Genomic DNA, 23,195 nt, shown 5'->3' on the forward strand with positions numbered 1-23,195 from the left:
GCCGGGAATCACAGGCGGTCAGCGCGCCCCTTGGGCGAGCCGCATGAAGTAGATCGGCAGCACTTCGTCGTCGTTGAAAGTGACCGCTTCCCAGGCGTCGGTTTGCAGCAGGAGTTCCCGCAGCAATTGGTTGTTGAGGCCGTGGCCGGATTTGTGGCCGGTGAACGAGCCGATCAGGCTATGGCCCAGCAAATATAAATCGCCGATGGCGTCGAGAATCTTGTGCTTGACGAATTCGTCCGCGTAGCGAAGACCGTCTTCGTTAAGCACACGATAATTGTCCACCACCACGGCGTTGTCCATGCTGCCGCCCAGGGCCAGGCGGCGCTTCCTGAGCGCTTCGATGTCGCGCATGAAGCCGAAGGTGCGCGCCCGGCTGACTTCCTTGACGAACGAGGTCGAGGAGAAGTCGATGCTGGCGGTCTGGGTGTCCTTGAGGAAGGCGGGATGGTCGAAGTCGATGGTGAAAGTCACCTTGAAGCCGTCGTAGGGCTCGAAGCAGGCCCATTTGTCGCCGTCCTCGACCCGCACCGCCTTCTTGATGCGGATGAAGCGCTTGGGCGAGCTCTGCTCCTCGACCCCGGCGGACTGGATCAGGAAGACGAAGGGACCGGCGCTGCCGTCCATGATCGGCACTTCCGGGGCGCTGACATCGACGTAGGCGTTGTCGATGCCGAGGCCCGCCAGCGCCGACAACAGATGCTCGACCGTGGAGATTTTCACGCCGTCCTTGACCAGGGTGGTGGACAGCGTGGTTTCGCCGACGTTCTGGGGCCGGGCCTCGATCACCACCGGCTCGGGCAGGTCCACCCGGCGGAACACGATCCCGGTGTTGGCCGCCGCCGGGCGCAGGGTGAGATAAACCTTTTCGCCGGTATGCAAACCCACGCCGGTCGCTCTGATGACATTCTTCAGTGTTCTTTGCCTGATCATCCGGTTCACCTATTGGAAATATTGGATGGAGTCCGCGTGGGTTAGGCCACCCACGGGGAGGAAGCTGCACGGCCCGTGCCACATCCGGGCCGGAAAGATAAGGACCGTGCAAGGGGGGAATGGGCGGCGGGTCCTGGCCACCCATCCTGGAAGCGGGGGAAAGCGTCGCCTCAGTCGGCTTGGCGGCGCAGGAAGGCCGGGATGTCCAGATATTCCAGGTCCATATCCTTCTTGGTCTCGGTGCGCCCTTCGGATTTGGCCTCCTTGCGGAACTTGGCCGGGCGTTCGTAGGTACCGTAATCGACCTCGCCGGAGGTATTGCGCACCAGTTTGATCGGGGCTTCGACCGCTTGGCGCTGGCTGGAAAGGCCGGTCGCCACCACGGTCACGCGCACTTCGTCCTCCAAGGTCGGGTCGATGGCGGTGCCGATCACCACCACGGCCTCGTCGGAGGCGAATTCGCGCACGGTGTCGCCCACCTCGCCGAACTCGCCGATGGAGAGGTCTTGGCAGGCGGTGATGTTGACCAGGACGCCGCGGGCGCCGTTGAGGCTGATGTCTTCCAGCAGCGGGCTGGCGATGGCCTTTTCGGCGGCTTCGCGGGCGCGGTGGTCGCCCGCGCCGATGCCGGTGCCCATCATGGCGATGCCCATTTCCGACATGACCGTGCGCACGTCGGCGAAGTCCACGTTGATGAGGCCGGGCCGGGTGATGAGGTCGGCGATGCCCTGCACCGCGCCCAGCAGCACGTCGTTGGCGGCGGCGAAGGCGCTGATGAGGCTCACGTCCTTGCCCAGCACCGAGAGCAGCTTTTCGTTCGGGATGGTGATGAGCGAGTCCACGAACTGGCTGAGTTCATCGATGCCCTTTTCCGCGAGGTCGCGGCGCTTCTTGCCCTCGAACGGGAAGGGCTTGGTGACCACGGCCACGGTCAGGATGCCGGCTTCCTTGGCGATCTCGGCGATGACCGGGGCCGCGCCGGTGCCGGTGCCGCCGCCCATGCCGGCGGTGATGAACACCATGTCCGCGCCTTCCAGCACTTCCATGATGCGGTCCCTATCGTCGAGCGCGGCCTGGCGGCCGATTTCGGGGTTGGCCCCCGCGCCGAGGCCCTTGGTCAGGGCGTTGCCGAGCTGGATCACCGAGCGGGCCTTGATGCTCTTGAGCGCCTGGGCGTCGGTGTTGGCGCAGATGAAATCCACGCCCTCGATGCTGCTGTTGACCATATGGTTGACGGCGTTGCCGCCGCCGCCACCGATGCCGATCACCTTGATGACGGCGCTCTGGCTGTAAGAATCCACGAGTTCGAATTTCATTGTTTCAACCCCACCGTAACTGTCTGTAGTCAAAAATTGCCCGTAAACCATTGTTTCATGCGTGCCCACAATCCCTTGAGGCCGGTGCCCACGGCGATGTGCGGCTCGCTCTGGGCATGTTGCTGCTTACCGAATAGCAAAAGACCGACGCCGGTGGCGTAGATCGGATTGCGTACCACTTCGTTGAGTCCGGTCACGTATTGCGGAATGCCGAGACGGACGGGCATATGGAAGATTTCCTCCGCGAGTTCCACCAAGCCCTCCACCTTGGAACTGCCGCCGCTCAGGACGATCCCGGCGGCGATCAGGTCCTCGAAGCCGCTGCGGCGCAACTCCGCTTGCACCAACAGCAGCAGTTCCTCGTAGCGCGGTTCCACGATCTCCGCCAAATTCAACCGCGAAATCTGCCTGACGGGCCGGTCGCCGATGCTGGGCACCTCGATGGTGTCCTCCAGCTTGGCGAGCTGGGTCAGGGCGCAGGCCTGTTTGATCTTGATTTCCTCGGCGAACTGGGTCGGCGTCCTGAGCGCCACCGCAATATCGTTGGTCACTTGGTCGCCCGCGATGGGGATGACCGCCGTATGCCGGATCGCGCCGTGGGTGAACACCGCCATGTCGGTGGTGCCGCCGCCGATATCGACCAGGCAGACGCCCAAATCCTTCTCGTCCTCGGTCAGCACCGCCGCGCAGGAGGCGAGTTGTTCGAGGATGATGTCCTCGACTTCCAGCCCGCAGCGGCGGATGCATTTGACGATGTTCTGCGCCGCGCTCACCGCGCCGGTCACGATATGCACCCGCGCTTCCAGGCGGATGCCCGACATGCCGATGGGTTCCTTGATGCCTTCCTGCCGGTCGATGACGAATTCCTGGGGCAGGATGTGCAAAATCTTCTGGTCGGCGGGGATGGCGACGGCGCGGGCGGAGTCGATCACCCGGTCCACGTCGCTCTGCACCACTTCCTTGTCCTTGATGGCGACGATGCCATGCGAATTCATGCTGCTGATATGGCTGCCCGCGATGCCGGCGTAGACCGAGTGGATGCGGCAACCCGCCATCAGTTCGGCTTCCTCGACCGCCCGTTGGATCGATTGCACGGTGGTTTCCAGGTTCACCACCACGCCTTTCTTGAGGCCGCGGGAAGGGTGGCTGCCGATGCCGATCACTTCGATATCGCCGTCCTCGCCGATCTCGCCGACGATGCAGGCGACCTTCGAGGTGCCGATATCCAAGCCCACAATCAGGTTGCGATCCGATTTCCTAGCCATTGAATCGTTATTTTATCCGTTTGGGTCAGTCGAAATTCCGGTCCGGGGTTCAAGTATCCGTGGGGGCTTGTTCCAGCGCCCCGCCGGCGGGATTATCGGCGGGCGGCGGCTCCGGTTCCAAGGGTTTCCAGATCACCGAGAAACCGTTGGGATAACGCAAATCCAATTTCTGGATGGCCGCGATCCGGTCCTCCCCCAACCGCGGCAGCAGGGATAGCGTGCGTTCCAGGGCCGCCAAGGGGTCTTGGTGGCCGAACACGATCTCCACGCCGTTCTCCAATTGCGCCACCCAGGCCCGGCGTTTGCTCAGGCTCAGGGTGACGATGCGTAGCTGGCGTCGTTCCAGCTTGGCGTTGAGCGCCCGCAAGGTGCCCAACACCAGTTTTTCCTGGCCTTCCGGGCCGGACAGCAGTGGTAGATGTTGGTAATCCGCCACGCTCGGCGGGGTGAAGCGCTCGCCCCGGTCGTTGAGCAGGCTGTTCCGGTCCCAGCGGGCGATGGGTTTTTGTTCCTCGATCCGCACCACCAAGGTATCGGGCCATAGCCGCTCCACCCGCACCCTATCCACCCAGGCGAAGGTTTTGGCCTCCGTTTCGATCCGTTCCATATCGGTCGAGAAATACCCGCTGTGGGTATAGGGGGCCAGGGTTTGCTCGAAGGCGTCCATATCCAGGTTCCAGATCGAGCCTTCCACCCGCACATACCGCATGGGCAGATAGGTTTCCAACCGGTTTTGGCTCAGTTTGGCGGCGGCCATCACCAGCGCGGCCATACTCCCCAGCGCCACCAACAGCCGGATCACGGGAAAGCGTCGTGGTTGGGGCCGCGCCCGTGGCCGGGTATACCTGGGCATCCGGGTTTAGCGCCGCGGATCGAAACTGGTTTCCAAAATACGCCAGACCAGGGCGTCGAAATCGAGTCCCGCCGCCCGCGCCGCCATCGGCACCAAGCTATGGTCGGTCATGCCGGGCACGGTGTTGACCTCGATCAGCCAGGGTTCGCCCGCGCCATCGACCAGCAAGTCCACCCGGCCCCAGCCCATGACGCCCACGGTAGCACAAGCACGCACGGCCAGTTCGCGCAGTTTGGATTCGGTTTCCGGGGGCAGGCCGCAGGGGCAATGATAACGCGTGGTTTCGGCGCGGTATTTGGCATCGAAATCATAGAAGGTATTGGGTGTTTCCAACCGGATCAAGGGCAGCGGCTCGCCGTCCAGGACGGCGGCGGTATATTCGGCCCCGGTCACCCAAGTCTCGGCGAAAACCGCGCAATTATATTGCGAAGCGCGGTGCCATGCTTCCAATAATTCCGCGGGATTTTCCGCCCGGCTCATACCGATGCTGGAACCTTCCTCGGCGGGTTTCACGATAACCGGGAAATTCAATGTTTCCGCGCAAGCCGCCAAGTCCGCCTCCGAGCGCAACCGCATCCAACGCGGGGTCGGCAATCCCGCGCCGATCCAGCACAATTTGGTCCTGAGCTTGTCCATGGCCAGGGCCGAAGCCAACACGCCGCTGCCGGTATAGGGCAGCCCCAAGGCTTCCAAGGCACCTTGTAGCACGCCATCCTCGCCGCCCCGGCCATGGATGATATTGAACACGCGGTCGAAGCCCGTGCCCAGCAAGGGTTCCAAGGGCCGCGCCCCGACATCCAAGCCCACGGCATCGACGCCCTGGTTCAAAAGAGCCTGCAACACGGCTTTACCGCTTTTCAGGGAGATTTCCCGCTCCGCCGCCGCGCCGCCCATCAGGACCGCGACCCGTCCGAACGCCTGGGGATTGTCCACTCGCTTGCTCATTCGATTGCTCCGCTGACCGGCGCCACGCCGACGATTTTGACTTCGGGAACCAGGTCCCGGCCTTGTTGTTGCCGCACGGTGTCCCGCACATGCAGGACCAGCGCTTCGATGTCCGCCGCCGTCGCCGCGCCGGTGTTGATGATGAAATTGGCGTGCTTGTCGGAGACGCAAGCCCCGCCGATTTTAAAACCCTTGAGCCCCGCGGCTTCGATCAACCGCGCCGCGAAATCGCCTTCCGGGTTCCTGAACACCGAACCGCAACTCGGCAGGTGGGTCGGTTGGGTCTCGTTGCGCCGCGCCAGCAAGGCTTTGATCTTGTCGCGGCCCGCCGAGTCTTGGTTGCGGACCAGCTTGAGTTCGGCGGCGGCGAACCATTCTCCCACGGGGCCGCGCACGCTGCGGTAGCCGACGGTGTAATCCGTGGGGCCGCGGTGGCGCAAGACGCCGTGGCGGTCCACCGTGACCACCCGTTCGACCCAGGGCCAGGTTTCGCCGCCGAACGCCCCGGCGTTCATCGCCAAGGCCCCGCCCAGCGTGCCCGGAATCCCGGCCAGGAATTCCGCGCCGTCCAATTGCCGTTCCGCGCAGAATTTCGCCACATGGCCGCAAGGAACGCCCGCCTCGACATAGACCCGGTCTTCCGCCAGCGCCCGTAGGTTTTTCAGGCGGTTGCGGGTGCAGATCACCGTGCCCCGGATACCGCCGTCCCGCACCAAGAGATTGCTGCCCAGGCCGACCCAGAATAACGGTTCGTCCGGGGGGAGTTGGCCTAGGAACATTACTAAATCATCCAGGTCGGCGGGTAAATAGAACCGTTCGGCGGGACCGCCCACCCGCCAGGAGGTGTGTTCCGCCATGGGTTCGTGCAGGCGCAGTTCGCCGCGCAGGGCGGCGGGGCGGATGGCTCCGCTGGCACCGCTCATGATGCGGACCCGCCGCTTAGGGCGGCGAATTGCTGGGGTAATTCCAAGGCGACCTGGCCGACATTACCCGCGCCCAGGGTCAGCACCAAATCGCCGGCCTCGACGATGCCCGGCAGGATATCGGCCAGTTCGCCGACCTTCTCCACGAACACCGGATCGATCTGGCCCCGCACCCGGATGGCGCGGGACAACGAGCGCCCGTCCGCGCCCAGGATGGGTTTTTCGCCCGCTGGATAGACATCGAGCAAGACCAGCACATCGGTTTGCGACAGGATTTGCACGAAATCCTCGAACAGGTCGCGGGTGCGGGTATAGCGGTGGGGCTGGAACACCAGCACCAAGCGCCGCTCGGGAAAGGCTTGGCGGGCCGAATCCAGGGTGGCGGCGATTTCCCTGGGATGGTGGCCGTAATCGTCCACGAACACCACCGAACCCGCGCCCATGGGGATTTCGGCGTTGATCTGGAAGCGGCGGCCGATGCCTTTGAAACCACCCAAAGCCCGCTGGATCGTGGTTTCGTCGATGCCGAGCTCGCTGGCGACGGCGATCACGGCCAGGGAATTCAGCACGTTATGGCGGCCCGGCAGGTTGACCGTGACCTCGAACGAACCTTCGTGCCCGGCCCGCAGCACGGTGAAGCGGCTACGCAGCCCCTCTTGCCGCACCTCGACGGCGCGGACATCGGCGTCGGGACCGAAGCCGTAGGTTTTCATCGGCTTGCTGATGAGGGGCAGGATTTCGCGGACGCCGGGGTCGTCGATACACAGCACGGCCAGTCCATAGAACGGTACATGGTGCAGGAATTCGATGAAGGTGTCCTTCAAGCGCCCGAAATCGCCGGCATAGGTTTCCATATGGTCGCGGTCGATATTGGTGACCACGGCGATCATGGGTTGCAGATACAGGAAGGAGGCGTCGCTCTCGTCGGCCTCGGCCACGAGATAGGAACCTTGGCCGAGCTGGGCATTGGTGCCCGCGCTGTTGAGCCTGCCGCCGATCACGAAGGTGGGATCGAGACCGGCTTCGGCCAGCACGCTGGCGGTGAGGCTGGTGGTGGTGGTCTTGCCATGGGTGCCGGCCACGGCGATGCCATAGCGGAAGCGCATCAACTCGGCCAGCATCTCGGCGCGGGAGATGACCGGGATTTTCTGGCGGCAGGCGGCGTCCACCTCGACATTGGCGCGGTTGACGGCGCTGGACACCACCACGACTTCGGCGTCGCTGACCTGTCCGGCCTCGTGGCCCTGATAAACCTTGGCTCCCAGGCTGGCGAGGCGGCGGGTGCTGGCGTTCTCGCCCAGGTCGGAGCCGGAGACTTCATAGCCCAGGTTGAGCAGGACTTCGGCGATACCGCTCATGCCGGTGCCGCCGATGCCTACGAAGTGGATGCGGCGCAGGCGGCTCATGCCGTATTGTCCCGCGATTTGTTCGGTCAGTTTCATCGGGTCGTGGCGCAGGGTTGGGGAGTGTGATGGGTGGCTTCGAGGCAAATCGCGGCGACCACGCGGGCGGCTTCGGGCCGGGCCAGCGCGGTGGCTTGGGTTTTCATGGTGGCCAAGCGGGCCGGGTCGCCGATCAGCGCCTTGAGTTCGGCGGCGAGCCGCTCCGGGTTCAATTCGGGTTGCGGCAACAGGACGGCGGCCCCGGCGTCGGCCAGATAACGGGCGTTCTGGGTTTGGTGGTCGTCGATGGCGTGGGGATAGGGCACCAGGATCGCCGGTACCCCGGTCGCCGCGAGTTCGCTCACCGTCATCGCGCCCGCCCGGCAAATGGCGAGGTCGGCCCAGGCATAGGCCGCGGCCATGTCCTCGACGAAGGCATCGACCTGGGCCGGAAGTCCATGGCGGGCATACAGGGCTTGGGTTTCCTCGCGCAGCGCCGCGCCGGTTTGATGGCGGATTGCGATGGGCAGGCCGATCCGGGCCAAGGCTTCCGGCACGGTTTCATTCAGGGCTTTTGCGCCCAGGCTGCCGCCCACGATCAGGAGGCGGACGGCTGCCACGTCCTCACGCGGCGGCGTCGCGCCGCCCGCCACGATTTCCCGGCGCAGGGGGTTGCCGACGCAACGCGCCCCCATCTTGGCGGGAAAGCTGTCCGGGAAGGCTTCCAGCACCACGCTGGCCCGGCGGGCCAGCCAACGGTTGGTGGTGCCGGGGATGCGGTTTTGTTCGTGCAACACCAAGGGGATGCCCAGCATCCGGGCCAACAGTCCGCCCGGTCCCGACACGAAACCGCCCATGCCCAGCACCGCATCCGGCTTGACCCGGCGCAGGATGCCCAGAGCCTGCCGGAACGCCCGCAGCAACATGAACGGCGCGGTCAGCTTGCCGCGCCAGCCCTTGCCCCGGAGGCCGGCCACCGACAGCCATTCCATCGGAATTCCGGCGGCGGGCACCACGCGGGCTTCGAGTCCCGTGCGCGTGCCCATCCATACCACGTCGTGGCCCGCGTCCAACAACTCGCGGGCCACCGCCAGCGCCGGATAGACATGTCCGCCGGTCCCGCCGGCCAGGATCATTATGCGCGTGCCCATGTGGACCTGACCTTGGGCGTGCCGGACCAAGTTTCGATGGCCTCGCTGCGTATCCTGAACAGGATCGCCAGCGCCGAACACATCACCATCATGCTGCCGCCGCCATAGCTCATCAGGGGCAGGGTCAAGCCCTTGGTGGGCAGCAGTCCCATGTTCACGCCCATGTTGATGAAGGCTTGCAGCCCGAACCAGATGCCGATGCCATAGGCCAGGAACGCCGCGAAGCGGATGCCCGCCCGTTCCGCCAACTGGCCGATGACGAAGGCCCGCCACACGATCACCATGAACAGGAAGATCACCGCGGTGGTGCCAACCAAACCCAGTTCCTCGCCGATGACCGAGAACAGGAAGTCGGTATGGGCTTCGGGCAGGTAGAACATCTTCTGGATGCTGGAACCCAGGCCCACGCCGTTCCATTCGCCGCGGCCGAAGGCGATCAGCGCCTGGGTCAATTGGAAATCGCTGTTCAAGGGATCGTCCCAGGGATCGACGAAGCTCATCACCCGTTTCAAACGGTAGGCGGCGGTCATGATGAGCAGGACGCCCGCGCCGACCACGGTGCCGATGAGGAGGCCGAATTGCCAGAGCTTGGCCCCGGCCAGGAACAACATCCCCAAGGCCGTCGCCATCACCACGGCGGTCGCGCCAAAATCGGGTTCTTTCAGCAGCAGCAAAGCGGCCACCGACAGCAGTCCCAGCGGGCGGATCATGCCCTGGATGGAATTGCGTACCAGGGGCAGATGGCGGTCGATGAAGCTCGCCACATAGATGGCGGCGATCAACTTGAATACTTCCGAGACCTGGATGCGGATTCCGAGCAGGCTGATCCAGCGGTAACTGCCGTTCACCATCTTGCCGATGCCGGGAATCAATACCAGGACCAACAACACCAACCCGAACAAATACAGGAGCATGGAGTTGTTCTTCCAAGTCTCCAGCTTCACGGAGGCGGCGATCAGGCCGGTCGCGAGTCCCATCCCGATATGCATCAGCTGGTGGCGTGGAAAATAAAAGCTGTCCTGGGACATCTTGTCGCCGAGATGCAGGGAGGCCGAAGCCACCATGACATAGCCGAACAGCAACAGCCCCAAGGAAGCCAACAGCAATAAGGTATCCAGATAGAAGCGCTTATCGCCCCACTGAAAGACCATGCCCTGGCTGCGTACCGCGACCCGTGTTTTCATGACTGCAAACCTCGCACCGCTTCGGCGAACATCCGCCCGCGTTCTTGGTAATCCTTGTACTGGTCCAAACTGGCGCAGGCCGGGGCCAACAGGACGGTATCGCCGGGCCGGGCCAAGCCTTGCGCGGCCTTGACCGCTTCGCGCATATGGCCCGCCCGCGCCAAAGGAATCAGGTCGTGCAAGGCGGCTTCGAGCAAGGGCGCGTCCTTGCCCACCAGCACGGCGGCGCGGACTTTGTCCGCCACCACGGGCCGCAGCAAGTTGAAATCCGCGCCTTTGCCATCGCCGCCCGCGATCAGGATGGCGGGGCGGTCCAGTCCCGCCAAAGCCGCCATGCAGGCACCGACATTGGTGGCTTTGGAATCGTTGATCCAGGCCACGCCGTCGATTTCGGCCACCCATTGCATCCGGTGGTCGAGTCCCGGAAAGCGCTGGAGTTCCGCGATCATCGCTTCGCGGGATAAACCCACCGCCTCGGCCAGGGCCACCGCCGCTAGGGCGTTGGCAAGGTTGTGACGGCCTTGGATACGGATTTCCTTGGTTTTCATCAAAGGCTGGCCATGGCCAACCAGCCATTCCTCGCCCTCGATACGCTGGACGCCGTAGTCCACCGCCATCGTTCCATCCAAGCCGAACCAGACGCAGCGTCGGGCGGGATCGGCCATCGCCGCCACCATGGGATCGTCCCGGTTCAGGACGCACAATCCCTCGCCCTTGAAAATGCGCTGTTTGGCGGCGGCGTAGGCTTGGAGATCGGGGTAGCGGTCCATGTGGTCGGGGCTGATATTCAATACGGTGGCCGCGACCGGCTCCAACAGGTCCGAGCGCTCCAATTGGAAACTGGATAGTTCCAAGACGTACAACTCGGCCTCGTCGTCCAGGAGGTCCAGCATCGGCGTCCCCAGGTTGCCGCCGACCCGGACCCGCTGGCCGTCGGCCTCGGCCATCAGTCCGACCAGGGTGGTGACGGTGCTTTTGCCATTGGCCCCGGTGATGGCGACCACCGGCGCCCGCGCCAAGCAGGCGAACAGGTCCAAGTCGCCCATCACCGGGATGCCGCGCCGGGCGGCGGCGGCGATGGCCGGTTCGTCCAGGGGCAGGCCGGGACTGACGACGAGGTGGGTCGCGGCCTGGAAGGCTTCGGCCTGGAACCCGCCCAGGAACAGGCCGACATCCGGCATATTGTCCTGGAATTCGGCCAGGAGCGGCGGTTTTTCGCGGGTATCGGCCACGGCGAAGGGAATGCCGTGCCGGGCCAGGCACTGGGCTATCGAATAGCCGGTCTTGCCCAGGCCCACGACCAGGACCCGCGAGCGGTCCCGGTCCAATCCCAAACGCTGCAAAGGGTGGGTGGGGTGGTCCATGGCCTGACTACCTGAGTTTCAAGGTGGCGAGGCCGAACAAGACCAGGATCACGGTGATGATCCAGAAGCGGACGATGACCCGTGGCTCCGGCCAGCCTTTCAGTTCGAAATGGTGGTGGATGGGAGCCATGCGGAAGATGCGCCGCCCGGTCAGCTTGAAGGAGGCGACTTGCAGCATGACCGACAGGGTTTCCATCACGAACACGCCGCCCATGATCATCAGGACGACTTCCTGCCGTACCAGGATAGCGAGCATCCCCAGCGCCGCGCCCAAGGCCAGCGCCCCCACATCGCCCATGAACACCATGGCCGGGTAGGCGTTGAACCACAGGAACCCGAGTCCCGCGCCCAGCAGGGCACCGCAGAACACCACCAATTCACCCGCCTTGGGGATATAGGGAATCCCCAGATATTCGGCGAACACCGCGTTGCCCGAGGCATAGGCGAAAATCCCCAAGGCGCTGCCGACCAGCACGGTGGGCATGATGGCGAGGCCGTCGAGGCCGTCGGTGAGGTTGACCGCGTTGCTGGTGCCGACGATGACGAAATAGGCCATCACCGGATAGAACCAGCCCATGTTCCAGACGATCTGCTTGAAGAAGGGCACGATGAACTGGGTCTCGGCGGGCACGCTGGCGGTGTTGTAGAGGAACAGCGCGGCGGCCATGCCGCAGACCGATTGCCAGAAATATTTGTCCCGCGCCGCCAGCCCCTTGCTGTTGCGGAGGATGAGCTTTTTGTAATCGTCCACGAAGCCGATCACGCCATAGGCCAGCGTCACCAGCAGGATGACCCAGATATAGCGGTTGCCGAGATCGGCCCAGAGCAAGGTGCTGATGGCGATGGACACCAGGATCAGGGCACCGCCCATGGTCGGGGTGCCGGCCTTGGAAAAATGGCTTTGCGGGCCGTCGTCGCGGACGCTCTGGCCGATCTTGTACTTGCTGAGCTGGCGGATCATGGCCGGCCCCACGATGAACGAAATCACCAGGGCCGTCAGCACGCCCAGGATGCCCCGGAACGTCAGGTAATGGAAAACCCGGAAAACGTCGAAATAGCCTTCCAGCAGTTCGGCGATTTTCAGCAGCATGGGGCGTCCCCCACGCGCAGGGCTTCGACGACCCGCTCCATGCGCTGGCTACGCGAACCTTTGACCAGCAACGCCGCGCCCTGGGGCAGTTCGGCGGCGAGGCGTTCGATCATTTCTTCCTGGGTCTGGCAGTAGGTGGCGTCCGCGCCGAAGGCCGCGACCGCACGGTCGGCGTTCGGCCCGACCGCGAACAAGCGCTTGACGCCCATCTGCTTGGCCTGCTGGCCGATGCCGGCATGGAGTTCCGGGCTGTCCGCGCCCAGTTCGCCCAAAGCGCCCAAGGCGACCCAAGGCTCGCCCGGCAGGTCCACCAAAACCGCCAGCGCCGCGCCGAAGGAACTGGGGTTGGCGTTGTAGGCGTCGTTGATGAGCAGGCTGTCGCGGGGGCCCCGGACGGGTTCCAGGCGTCCCGGCACCGGGGTCATCCGGGCCAAGCCCTGGGCGATCTGCTCGGGGGCGAGCCCTAGCGCCAAAGCCGCGCCCGTCGCGGCCAATGCATTCGTCACGTTGTGACGGCCGGCTAAAGCCAAAGCCATGGGAAAGCGTTCTCCTTGGTGGATGAGGTCGAAGGCGGTGCGGAACCCGGTATCGCCGAGCCCCATGCGGATGGAAGCGGGATCGGCGCGGATTTCCGCCCGTTCGGACAGGCCGAAGCCCAGCACGCGGCGTCCGTCCGCGAGGCCACACCAGAAATCGAAGAAGCGGTCGTCGGCGTTCAGCACCGCGACGCCTTGCGCCGACAGCGAGCCGATCAACTCGCCCTTGGCGCGGGCCACGCCTTCCAGCGAGCCGAAGCCTTCCAGATGGGACGCGCCCGCGTTGGTGAGGATGATCACGTCCGGTTGGGCGAGTTGGCTGGTATAGGCGATTTCCCCGGCGTGGTTGGCCCCCATTTCGATGACGCCGTAGCGGTGTTCCGGTGCCAGCTTGAGCAGGGTCAGCGGGACGCCATAATCGTTGTTGAGGTTGCCCTGGGTTTTGAGCGTGGGACCGGCGACGCCCAGCGCCGCCGCCACCATCTCCTTGACCGTGGTCTTGCCGTTGCTGCCGGTGATGCCGACGATTTTCCCCTGCCAGCGCCGACGCCACGCGGCACCGAGCCGGCCCAGGGCGATGCGGCCATCGGCCACGCGCAATTGCGGGATGGCGAGGTCCGCGAACCGCTCGACCAGGGCCGCGCCCGCGCCCGCGTCCACCGCCGCCGCCACGAAGTCGTTGCCGTCGAAGCGCGCCCCCCGGATGGCGACATAGAGGTCGCCCGGTTTGAGGCTGCGGGTGTCTATGCTGACCGTCGCGAATACGGCGTCTTCGCCGCGCAATTCGCCGCCAACGATGGGTTGGAGTTCGGATAGGCGCATCATAAGGAGCGGGTTGTGGAGAAGGGGAGGGTGGTCAGGAGAGCTTGGATGACCTGCCGGTCGCTGAAAGGATATTTATGGCCTTGGATTTCCTGGGTGGACTCGTGGCCCTTGCCCGCGACCAGGACCAAGTCTTCGGGTGCCGCGTGTTCCAGGGCGTGGGCGATGGCGGCGCGGCGGTCGCGCAGGCACACGAGGCCGTCGCGGCGGCAACCCGTCAGGATGTCGCGGAGGATGGCGTCGCCGTCCTCGGAACGGGGGTTGTCGTCGGTCAATACCACGTGGTCGGCCAGCTGCTCGGCGATGGCTCCCATTTGCGGGCGCTTGCCGCGGTCGCGGTCGCCGCCGCAGCCGAACACCACCCACAGGCGCCCCGCGCAATGGCCGCGCAGGCTGCGCAGCACGCTGGCCAGGGCGTCGGGGGTATGGGCGTAATCGACCACCACGTGGCGGCCATGCCCGGCGAAGCTTTCCATGCGTCCCGGCACGGCGCGGACCCGGCCCAGGGCATCCGCCGCCGGGGCCAAGTCCCAACCCAGCGCCAGCAATACACCCAGGGTCGCGGCCAGGTTCTCGACATTGTAATCACCGAACACCGGGGCGCGGACCCGTGCGCTTGCGCCCGCGTAATGCGCCACGAAGGATACGCCGCCCGTTTCGTGGCGGACTTCCCGGATTTCTAAGAAGGGCAGGCTGGATTGCCGCTCGCGGCCCGTTTTGCCGAAGCCGATGGCCCGCACGGCGCTGGGTTTACGGGCCAGGATGGTCTCGGCGCTGGCGTCGTCGGCATTAAACACCACGAATTCGAGTCCGGGCCAAGCCAGCAGCCGCAGTTTGGCTTCCAGGTAAGCCTCCATGCTGCCGTGATAATCGAGATGGTCGCGGGTGAAATTGGTATAGAGCGCCCCCTTGAACCGGACGCCGTTGAGCCGGCCTTGTTCCAGGCCGTGGGACGAGGCTTCCATCGCCACCGAGCGGAAGCCCAATCCGAGCAGTTCGCCAAGGATGCGGTGGACTTCGATGGCGTCGGGAGTGGTGTGGGTGGTGGGTTGCAGTGCGCCGGGCCGGCCCCAGCCCAAGGTGCCCAGTACGGCGCTGCTATTGTCCAGCGCCTGGGCCAGGAAATGGCTGCACGAGGTTTTGCCGTTGGTGCCGGTGATGCCGATCAGGGCGTCGAAGCCGCGGGAGGGTTCGCCGAAGAAGCGGTCGGCGATGGGGCCGATTTTCCCGGCCAGGTCCGCCACCGGGACACAGGGAACCGAAGCGATGGCGCCCGCCAACTCCGTGCCGCCGCCCTGGGGTTCGTAGAGGATGGCCGCGCAGCCGTTCTGGATCGCCTGCCCGGCGTGGGCTAGGCCATGGACGCGCTGGCCGCGCAGCGCGATGAACCCATCGCCCGCCTGGATGTGCCGGCTATCGTGGACCAAGCCGCCGACCGCGATGGCGGGCGGGGTGGTTTCGGTGAAACCGGCCAGCAATCTTGGTAAGTCGAAAGGGTGGGCATCGGCCAGGCTCATGCGGGTTCGTCCTGTCGGCCTGCCATCAAGGGGGTGGGTTCGTCCGGGGCGATGTTCAACAAGCGCAATGCGCCTTCCATGACGCTGGAGAACACCGGCGCGGCCACGGCACCGCCGTAGTATTCGCCCGCCGAGGGTTCGTCGATCATCACCACCATCACCAAACGCGGCTTGCTGGCCGGGGCCAGTCCCGTGAACAGCGACATGTATAAGGATTCGGTGTAGCCGTGGGCACCGGATTTCTTCACGGTGCCGGTCTTGCCCGAGACCCGGAAGCCGGGGATGGCGGCTTTTTGCGCGGTGCCGCCGGTGGAGACCACGCTTTCCAGCATGGTGCGGACCGTGGTGGCGGTCTTGGCCGACATGATGCGGTGGGCTTCCGGCGGGGTGTCGCGCTTGAGCAGGCTGACCATGGGGATCACGCCGTCGTTGGCCAGGGAGCTATAGGCGCGGGCCAGTTGCGCGGTGGAAGTGGACACGCCATAGCCGAAGGACAGGGTGGCCTGCTCGAAGGCGTTCCAACCCTGGTAGTCGGACAAACGGCCATGGGCCTCGCCGGGAAAGCCGCTGTCCAAAGGCTGGCCGAAGCCGAGATTGTTGTAGAAGGCCCAGAATTTCTTGGGCGGCACGCTGAGGGCGATCTTGGTGACGCCCACGTTGCTGGATTTTTGCAGGATGCCGGTCACATCCAGGCTGCCATAGCTGTGGACATCCTTGACGATGTTGTGGCCGACCCGCATCTGGCCGCCCGCCGTGCTATAGACGGTGTTGGGATGGGTCAGGCCGAGTTCCAGGGCGCAGGCCACGGCGAAGGGCTTCATGGTGGAGCCCGGCTCGTACAAATCGGTGATGGCCCGGTTGCGGGAGGGATTGCCCTTGAGCTTGCCCCGGCTGTTGGGGTTGTAGGAGGGCTGGTTGACCATGGCCAGGACTTCGCCGGTCTGGCTGTCCAGCAAGACCAAGGAGCCCGAACGGGCGCGGTGCTGCATGACCGCTTTTTTCAGTTCGCGGTAGGCTAGATATTGCAGGCGCTCGTCGATGCTCAGGGTCAAATCCTTCCCCGGCACCGGCAGGCGGATGTTTTCCAGGTCTTCGATGATGCGGCGCTTGCCATCGCGGATGATGCGCTTCGCGCCATCGGTGCCGCGCAACGAGGCGTCGAAGCCGAGTTCCATGCCTTCCTGGCCCTTGTCCTCGATATCGGTGAAACCCAGCAGGTGGGCGGTCACTTCGCCGGTCGGGTAGTAGCGGCGGTATTCGCGTTCGTCGTAGATGCCGGGGATGCCCAGCGCCATGGCTTGATCGACCAGTTCCGGGTTCATGCGCCGCTTGATATAGACGAAACCGCGGTGGTCGTCCTGGCCGATGCGCTGCTTGATCTCCTTGACCGACATGCCCACCAGATCGGCCAGGGCCTTCAGTTGTTCATGGGTGACTTCGGTCTTGAGGAATTCCTTGGGGTTGATCCAGATCGATTTCACCGGGGTGCTGACCGCCAGCAATTCGCCGTTGCGGTCGATGATACGGCCCCGGTGGGCGGGCACGGGCAGGATGCCGACATGGCGCAAATCCCCTTGCTGTTTGAGGAACTGCCGGTCCAGCACTTGCAGGAAGACCGCCCGCCCGATCAAGACGGTCATGGCGCACAGGATCAGCATGAGCAGGAAGCGCCAGCGACCGCTGTAATCGTCTTCTTTCACCACGTTCGGTTGGATGATTCGCATGTCGGCGCGACTCGTCTAAGGGTTGATGTAAAGGGTCGATTCACGGGCGGGCAGCACCATGCCCAGGCGGGCGCGGGCCATTTTTTCGATGCGGCTGTGTTCGGCGAAGGTGTTTTGCTCCAACTGCAATTGGCCCCATTCCTCGTCGTAGGCGTCGAGGGCTTGCTCCAACCGCTGGACCTCGGCGAACAACATGCGCGAGCGGTATTTCGTGTACACCACGCCCAGGGCGGAGGCCACGGCTACGGCGACCAGCACCAATAGGGTCCTCATGCCGGAAGCCGCTCGGCGATCCGGAGTACCGCGCTGCGCGCCCTGGGGTTCGCGGCGGTTTCTTCGGCGCTCGGCAGGACGGCCTTGCCGATCCGGGCCAATTTCGGGGCGCGTTCGTCCGGCGCGGGCCACGGCATGGGCGTGGAGCCGCCACTGCGCGACTCGTCGCGCATGAAGCGCTTCACGATCCGGTCTTCCAGGGAATGGAATGCAATCACCGCCATGCGCCCCCCCGGTCGCAAGATTTCCAAGGCTTGCCGCAAACCCGCTTCGAGTTCTTCGAGTTCATGGTTGATATGAATCCTGATGGCTTGGAAACTCCGGGTGGCCGGGTGTTTGCCCTTTTCGCGGGTCGGCACGGCGGCGGCGATCAGTCCGGCCAGTTCCGCCGTGGTCGAGAGCGGTGGGTTGGAGCGTCGCCGCGCCACGAGGGCTTGGGCGATGCGCCGGGCGTAGCGTTCTTCGCCGTAATCCCGCAAGACCTGTATCAGTTCGTTCTCGGAGACATCGGCCAGCCATTCGGCGGCGGTGATGCCCCGGCCCGTGTCCATCCGCATATCGAGCGGGCCGTCGCGCATGAAGCTGAAGCCGCGCCCGGCCTCGTCGAGTTGGGGCGAGGACACCCCTAGGTCCATGAGGACGCCCGCCACTTGTCCGGGCCGGCCCCGCTCCGCGATGAATGCCGCGAGCTGGGCGAAGCTGCCATGGACCAGTTCCAAGCGGGGATCGGCCCGCAAGGCCAGGGCTTCGGGCGAGGCCAGCGCGTCCGGGTCTTTGTCCAGCGCGAGCAGGCGGTCTTGGCTGCCGAGCCGGGCCAGGAGCGCCGCCGTATGCCCGCCGCGCCCGAAGGTGCCATCGACGAAATAACCGCCGCGCTCGGGGGCCAGCCCCGCCACGGCCTCGCGCAACATCACCGGCGTGTGCGGCGAATCCCCGGCGCTCACAGGGACAAGGTGCCGAGTTCGGGCGGCAAGTCTTCGTCGTCGCCGAGCCGTTCCGCCTCGATCCATTCGTCGCGGCTGCGGTTCCAGGTGTCCTCGTCCCATAGCTCGAATTTGTTGCCCTGGCCGACCAGGGCGACGCGCTTTTCGAGCAGGGCGAACCTACGCAAAGGTTCCGGGATCAAGCACCGCCCTTGGCTATCCAGTTGGCACTCGGCGGCGTGGCCGATCAGTAAGCGTTGCAATCGTTTGGCCTGTTTGTTCAAGGCGGGGAGTTTGACGAGCTTGCGTTCGATGTCTTCGAATTCCGGGAGGGGGTAGAGCAACAGGCACTTATCCAGGCCGACCGTGACGACTAATTGGTTGTCGCAGCATTCGTCCAATTCGGCCCGGTAGCGGGTGGGGACGGCCAAGCGCCCCTTGTCGTCCAGGTGGATGGAACTGACGCCACGAAACAAAAAACCCCCTTATCGCCATACAGCCCCATTTTTCTCCACTTTTCGCCACTCGCACGGGAATATAGAAACCTACCGCAGGCAAGTCAAGACGATGTATGGAATATATTTTTCATGACCGCGTTGTTACGGTGGTGTTGGCTGTTTGGGATCGGGGGGACTATTGAAATTATTTGATATTCAATGGCTTATCAATCGAGTGCGGGCTTGTGCCGGCGGCGTGGGCGGGGTGTGACGGAGTTGGATTGAGAACTGAACGTTACGTCGGCTTGTTTGGGGCGGGGGGATTTTAGAATAAGTCGTCGATGCTCCGCCGGCTTGTCGCGGGGTCGGCAATGGGGTTGGAAGCGACAAGCGCTGCACCGGTTTCCGTCGTCGGTTGGGTTGGACGGGGGGTTCAGCGCCCGGCCGGGGAGCGGGCGCCGACTGCGGGGGTGGAGGTGGAGGGTGTCCCCTTTGGGCGTGGTGGGCGACGGTTTCAGTGGTGTCCGCCGCAGCAACCGGCGGCGGGCGCTTCTTCCCCTGGCTGCACGGTGCTTTTGCCCATCCCGGAATAGGCCGGGCACCAGCGCAGCTTGGCGGTGGCGACCAAGACGCCGCCGACGACCAGGAGCGGGATATTCGCCATGAACACCGATGCCAGCAAAGCGCCGATGCCCACGCCGTAGCGGATTTTCTGTTCTTGCAGGCCGATATTCAGTTCGCGCTGCGTCATGCGTTTGAAATCGAAGTTCATCGCCGGGCTCCTAGATTGAAACGCTAGATTTTCCTTGCTCGGGCCGGATGGCGCAAGCCGATTCCGGTAAAATGCTGCGATGAACATTCCAGCGATCATCGATTCCCTCAACCCGGCCCAGCGCGAGGCCGTGACTTCCCCTTGCCCGGCCTTGCTGGTCCTGGCCGGGGCCGGTAGCGGCAAGACCCGCGTGCTGGTGCATCGCATCGCTTGGCTGATGCAGGTGGAGGAGGTTTCCCCCCATGGCGTGCTGGCGGTCACTTTCACCAACAAGGCCGCCAACGAAATGCGCGGGCGCATCGAAGCGATGTTGTCCGCCCCGACCACCGGCATGTGGGTGGGCACGTTCCACGGTTTGGCCCACCGCCTGCTCAGGCGGCACGCGCGGGAAGCCAAACTGCCGGAGACCTTCCAGGTCCTCGATTCCGACGACCAATACCGCCTGATCCGCCGCTTGCTCAAGAGCCTGGAGTTGGACGAGGCCCGCTGGCCGCCGCGCCAAGTCCAGTGGTATATCAACGGCCATAAGGAAGAAGGCCGCCGTCCCCGCCATTTGCCCGAGTCCCCGGACCCGTTCGAGCGGCAGATGCTGAGGGTTTACCGGGCCTACGAGGAAGTCTGCGAACGTTCGGGGCTGGTGGATTTCGCCGAGCTATTGCTACGTGCCCATGAATTCCTGCGCGATACGCCCCCGGCGCTGGCGCATTATCAGGAGCGGTTCCAGCACGTCCTGGTCGACGAGTTCCAGGATACCAACCGGATCCAATACGCCTGGCTCAGGCTGCTGACCGAGCGCCACGAAAACCTGTTCGCGGTTGGCGACGACGACCAATCGATTTATAGCTGGCGCGGGGCCAGGGTCGAGAATCTCGCCCGGTTCCAGCAGGATTATCCCCAACACCGTTTGGTGCGCCTGGAACAGAATTATCGTTCCACCGGCCATATCCTCAACGCCGCCAACGCCTTGATCGCCCACAACCAAAGCCGTTTGGGCAAAACCCTGTGGACCCAGGGCAACGAAGGCGAGCCGATTGCGGTGTATACCGCCTTCAACGAGCAGGATGAAGCCTATTTCGTGGTCGAGCGCATCCGGCAATGGGCGGCGGAAGGCCATGCCCGGCGCGATGCGGCGATCCTTTACCGTTCCAATGCCCAGTCCCGCCAATTCGAGGAGAAATTGGTGGCCTTGGGCGTGCCCTACCGGGTCTATGGCGGCTTGCGCTTCTTCGAGCGGGCCGAGATCAAGGACGCCCTGGCCTATCTCCGCTTGATCGCCAACCGCGACGACGACGCTTCCTTCGAACGGGTGGTGAATACGCCGACCCGCGGCATCGGCACCAAGACCCTGGACCTGGTCCGCGATCTGGCCCGCGACCAGCGCCTGCCGCTGTGGCGGGCGGCGGAGCGGTTGTGCGGCGACGCGGCGGCCTTGCCCGCCCGCGCCCGCGCGCTCCTGGCCGGGTTCCTGCAACTCATCGAAAAGCTGGCCTACGACACCGCCGGACTGGCGCTCTGGGAGCGGGTGCAACGGGTCGTCCTGGGTTCCGGGCTCAGGGAGCATTATGAAAAGGAAAAGGGCGGGCAGGGCGAGGCCCGCCTGGAGAACCTCGACGAATTCATCAACGCCGCCCGCCAGTTCGAAACCGAACCGCAACTGGATTCGGAACTGCCCAAGCTGGATCAATTCCTCGCCCACGCGGCCTTGGAATCCGGCGATAACCGGGGCGACGAGGCCGACGATTGCGTGCAACTCATGACCCTGCACGCGGCCAAGGGCTTGGAATTCGATTTGGTGTTCGTGGTGGGTTTGGAGGAAGGCTTGTTTCCCAGCGTGCAGTCCATCGAGGATGTTGCCCGCCTGGAGGAGGAGCGCCGCCTGTGCTATGTGGGCATCACCCGCGCCAAGCGCAAGCTGTTCCTGACCCATGCCGAAACCCGGCGTCTCTATGGCAAGGAGACCTATCCCCGGCCTTCCCGGTTCTTGCGGGAGATACCCCAGGCCTATCGCCATGATGTGCGGATGAAGGGCAAGGCCACCCCTCCCAAATCCGCTGTTTCCGCTCCCGCCTTGGGTGCCCGCCCGGCGGGGCAAGGCGTCGGCGGATTCAGGGTGGGGCAACGGGTGCGCCATGCCAGTTTCGGCGTGGGCGTCATCCTCAAGTTCAAGGGCGATGGCGACAAGACCAGCGTCGAGGTGAATTTCGCCACGGCGGGCATCAAGGAGCTGATGCTGTTTTCGGCCCGTTTGCAACCGGTGTGAGGGCGGTCAGGCGTATTTCCGTAGCAGGGCTTTGATGGCCGATAGCGCCCAGGCCGCTCCCTGCCTGCCGTGCCTGACCAGCCATGAAGCCAGGGGACGCGCCCTGGCCGCGAGACGCCGGATATCCGCCCATAGCGGCCCGAACTCCACCGGCATATCGCGTACCCGGCCCCGGCGGACCAGCCAGCCCAGTACGCCGCTGGCGAATAGCAAGGCGGGGGCCAGGCCGGCGAGAAACCACAGGAGCCGGCCTCCCGTGCCCCAGATTTCCCCGGTATGCAGCGGCCACAGCCAAGTCATCGTGGTTTCCCCCGCGCCGAACCGGGCGGGATTGCGGACCTCGCGGATTTGGCCGCTGTACTGGTCCACCCAGACCGTGGTGAGCGGATGGCGCCGGTTCACTTCCCAGGGCTGCCGCAGCGAGACGCGGTAGGTGCCGGTTTCCCCCTCGGGCGTCGCCACCCGCCGCACCTCCGCGTGCGGGAACGGGCCACGGGCCAATAGCACCGCCTCGTCCAACCCGACCGGCCTGTCGTTGGGCATGGCGGTGCTGCGGACGGTGGGGCCGTCGTCGTCGTGGCCCATGCCGGAGGTTCCCAACAGCGATTCCGGTACCCGCGGGAAGGCCAGGCCGAATCCCGTGCAAGCCTGGGCCAGCAAGGGCAGGGCGATGGCGAGCCCGAACAGCCGGTGTCCGTCCAGGGCCAGCCGGCCCAGGCGCAACCCGCCGCCCGGCTTGGTCCCGCCCAACCCCGCCAATCCCAGCCACAGGCCGGAAATCACCGTCAGCACGAGCGCCACTCCCAGTCCGCCCACCCAGTTCCAGCCCGTGCGGCCCAGGCCGAGTTGCGTATGCCAGTCCGAGAGGCGGGTGGCCGCCGTCCCGCCCCAGAAACGGCTGGCGACGATTTCCGCCGTATAGGGATTCACCGACACCATCAACGGCGCGTAGAGCCGGCCTTGGGTTTCCTCGGGATTTTCATACCAGGCGGTTAACAGGCCGTCCGGGGTGCGGGGCAGTTCCAGCGTCCAGCTTCCGGGCCTCCGGGGGTGCGCGGCCCGTACCGCTGCCAGGATATGGCCTAGCGGAAGTGGTGGGTCTTTGGGACGGTCGATGGATAGCCGGGGGTCCAGCCATAAATCCAAGGCCGGACCATAAAGGGCGAGGGCGCCGCTCAGCCCGATCAGCGCGAAGAACAGCCCGAAGGGGATGGCCAGCCAGCGATGGATTTTCGGACAGGGGCGGTGGGGGTGCGGGGGTTTATCGTTCATGGCGGGGAGCGGGGGCGGCGGGAAGGAGATAGCTTATCCCATCCCCGCCCGTTCCGGTCCGGGGGATAACCAGGTGGTCGGGGCGGCGTTGGAAAAGGTCGCGACCGGTGGACGAGATCGCCCGATACCGGCGGAGTTTGCCGATATTCAAAGGGAAGCGCGCCCGTGACCGGGCTTCAAACTCATGGTATCTATAAGGCCAACCATCCGTTTATAATGCCTCGATAGCAGGTTGGGTGTAAGAGGGTTCTCC

At 64.8% G+C, this 23,195-nt stretch carries 20 protein-coding genes; 1 reads left to right on the top strand and 19 read right to left on the bottom strand.

Annotation, left to right across the window (positions count from 1 at the left end):
• Positions 1 to 18: 18 nt before the first annotated feature.
• The 18 genes from lpxC to K5658_RS03265 all read right to left on the bottom strand — a co-directional run bounded on the left by lpxC (position 19) and on the right by K5658_RS03265 (position 19,410).
• Complete coding sequence (lpxC, locus tag K5658_RS03180; RefSeq protein WP_221065547.1) at positions 19 to 933, bottom strand: UDP-3-O-acyl-N-acetylglucosamine deacetylase; 915 nt, start codon at positions 931 to 933, stop codon at positions 19 to 21.
• A gap of 170 nt (positions 934 to 1,103) precedes the next feature.
• Entirely contained in the window at positions 1,104 to 2,249 is a 1,146-nt protein-coding gene (ftsZ, locus tag K5658_RS03185) for a cell division protein FtsZ (protein ID WP_221065548.1), read from the bottom strand.
• 29 nt (positions 2,250 to 2,278) lie between these two features.
• Positions 2,279 to 3,514 (bottom strand): cell division protein FtsA, encoded by a 1,236-nt coding sequence (ftsA, locus tag K5658_RS03190; RefSeq protein ID WP_221065549.1) that lies wholly within the window; start codon positions 3,512 to 3,514, stop codon positions 2,279 to 2,281.
• A gap of 49 nt (positions 3,515 to 3,563) precedes the next feature.
• On the bottom strand, positions 3,564 to 4,316 hold the full coding sequence (locus K5658_RS03195) for a cell division protein FtsQ/DivIB (RefSeq protein ID WP_221065550.1): 753 nt from the start codon (positions 4,314 to 4,316) through the stop codon (positions 3,564 to 3,566).
• Positions 4,317 to 4,373: 57 nt separating this feature from the next.
• A complete protein-coding gene (locus tag K5658_RS03200) occupies positions 4,374 to 5,312 on the bottom strand; it encodes a D-alanine--D-alanine ligase (protein ID WP_221065551.1) in 939 nt (312 codons plus the stop codon).
• Positions 5,309 to 6,235 (bottom strand): UDP-N-acetylmuramate dehydrogenase, encoded by a 927-nt coding sequence (gene murB, locus K5658_RS03205; RefSeq protein ID WP_221065552.1) that lies wholly within the window; start codon positions 6,233 to 6,235, stop codon positions 5,309 to 5,311. The genes K5658_RS03200 and murB overlap by 4 nt, the downstream gene beginning before the upstream one ends.
• On the bottom strand, positions 6,232 to 7,677 hold the full coding sequence (gene murC / locus K5658_RS03210) for a UDP-N-acetylmuramate--L-alanine ligase (protein WP_221065553.1): 1,446 nt from the start codon (positions 7,675 to 7,677) through the stop codon (positions 6,232 to 6,234). Before murC ends, murB begins: the two co-directional genes overlap by 4 nt.
• Complete coding sequence (gene murG, locus K5658_RS03215; protein WP_221065554.1) at positions 7,674 to 8,768, bottom strand: undecaprenyldiphospho-muramoylpentapeptide beta-N-acetylglucosaminyltransferase; 1,095 nt, start codon at positions 8,766 to 8,768, stop codon at positions 7,674 to 7,676. Before murG ends, murC begins: the two co-directional genes overlap by 4 nt.
• Positions 8,753 to 9,952, bottom strand: a complete 1,200-nt coding sequence (gene ftsW / locus K5658_RS03220) for a putative lipid II flippase FtsW (RefSeq protein WP_221065555.1) — start codon at positions 9,950 to 9,952, stop codon at positions 8,753 to 8,755. The genes murG and ftsW overlap by 16 nt, the downstream gene beginning before the upstream one ends.
• Positions 9,949 to 11,316: a UDP-N-acetylmuramoyl-L-alanine--D-glutamate ligase gene (gene murD / locus K5658_RS03225; RefSeq protein WP_221065556.1), complete on the bottom strand. Its 1,368-nt coding sequence runs from the start codon at positions 11,314 to 11,316 to the stop codon at positions 9,949 to 9,951. The genes ftsW and murD overlap by 4 nt, the downstream gene beginning before the upstream one ends.
• A 7-nt stretch (positions 11,317 to 11,323) precedes the next feature.
• Complete coding sequence (gene mraY, locus K5658_RS03230; protein ID WP_221065557.1) at positions 11,324 to 12,406, bottom strand: phospho-N-acetylmuramoyl-pentapeptide-transferase; 1,083 nt, start codon at positions 12,404 to 12,406, stop codon at positions 11,324 to 11,326.
• Positions 12,397 to 13,767, bottom strand: coding sequence for a UDP-N-acetylmuramoyl-tripeptide--D-alanyl-D-alanine ligase (locus K5658_RS03235; protein WP_343223290.1), 1,371 nt, complete (start codon positions 13,765 to 13,767; stop codon positions 12,397 to 12,399). The genes mraY and K5658_RS03235 overlap by 10 nt, the downstream gene beginning before the upstream one ends.
• Positions 13,764 to 15,281 carry a UDP-N-acetylmuramoyl-L-alanyl-D-glutamate--2,6-diaminopimelate ligase gene (locus tag K5658_RS03240; RefSeq protein WP_221065558.1) on the bottom strand — a complete coding sequence of 506 codons (1,518 nt, stop codon included), beginning with the start codon at positions 15,279 to 15,281 and terminating at the stop codon, positions 13,764 to 13,766. The genes K5658_RS03235 and K5658_RS03240 overlap by 4 nt, the downstream gene beginning before the upstream one ends.
• Positions 15,278 to 17,005 (bottom strand): peptidoglycan D,D-transpeptidase FtsI family protein, encoded by a 1,728-nt coding sequence (locus K5658_RS03245; protein ID WP_221065559.1) that lies wholly within the window; start codon positions 17,003 to 17,005, stop codon positions 15,278 to 15,280. Before K5658_RS03245 ends, K5658_RS03240 begins: the two co-directional genes overlap by 4 nt.
• A 15-nt stretch (positions 17,006 to 17,020) precedes the next feature.
• Complete coding sequence (gene ftsL / locus K5658_RS03250; protein ID WP_085210656.1) at positions 17,021 to 17,278, bottom strand: cell division protein FtsL; 258 nt, start codon at positions 17,276 to 17,278, stop codon at positions 17,021 to 17,023.
• Positions 17,275 to 18,222: a 16S rRNA (cytosine(1402)-N(4))-methyltransferase RsmH gene (gene rsmH / locus K5658_RS03255; protein ID WP_425515904.1), complete on the bottom strand. Its 948-nt coding sequence runs from the start codon at positions 18,220 to 18,222 to the stop codon at positions 17,275 to 17,277. Before rsmH ends, ftsL begins: the two co-directional genes overlap by 4 nt.
• Positions 18,219 to 18,677 (bottom strand): division/cell wall cluster transcriptional repressor MraZ, encoded by a 459-nt coding sequence (mraZ, locus tag K5658_RS03260; RefSeq protein WP_221065561.1) that lies wholly within the window; start codon positions 18,675 to 18,677, stop codon positions 18,219 to 18,221. The genes rsmH and mraZ overlap by 4 nt, the downstream gene beginning before the upstream one ends.
• Before the next feature lie 475 nt (positions 18,678 to 19,152).
• A complete protein-coding gene (locus tag K5658_RS03265) occupies positions 19,153 to 19,410 on the bottom strand; it encodes a YgaP family membrane protein (protein ID WP_221065562.1) in 258 nt (85 codons plus the stop codon).
• A gap of 79 nt (positions 19,411 to 19,489) precedes the next feature.
• Here K5658_RS03265 and uvrD point away from each other — a divergent pair, with 79 nt between their 5' ends.
• The gene (gene uvrD, locus K5658_RS03270; protein WP_221065563.1) at positions 19,490 to 21,670 is read left to right on the top strand and encodes a DNA helicase II; all 2,181 of its coding nucleotides are present in this window, start codon (positions 19,490 to 19,492) and stop codon (positions 21,668 to 21,670) included.
• A 6-nt stretch (positions 21,671 to 21,676) separates the two neighbouring features.
• Here the strand turns inward: uvrD and K5658_RS03275 are convergent, their stop codons facing one another.
• Entirely contained in the window at positions 21,677 to 22,942 is a 1,266-nt protein-coding gene (locus K5658_RS03275; RefSeq protein ID WP_221065564.1) for a PepSY-associated TM helix domain-containing protein, read from the bottom strand.
• Positions 22,943 to 23,195: the final 253 nt, after the last annotated feature.

The sequence above is a fragment of the Methylomagnum ishizawai genome, from assembly GCF_019670005.1.
Taxonomy (GTDB): Bacteria; Pseudomonadota; Gammaproteobacteria; order Methylococcales; family Methylococcaceae; genus Methylomagnum; species Methylomagnum ishizawai.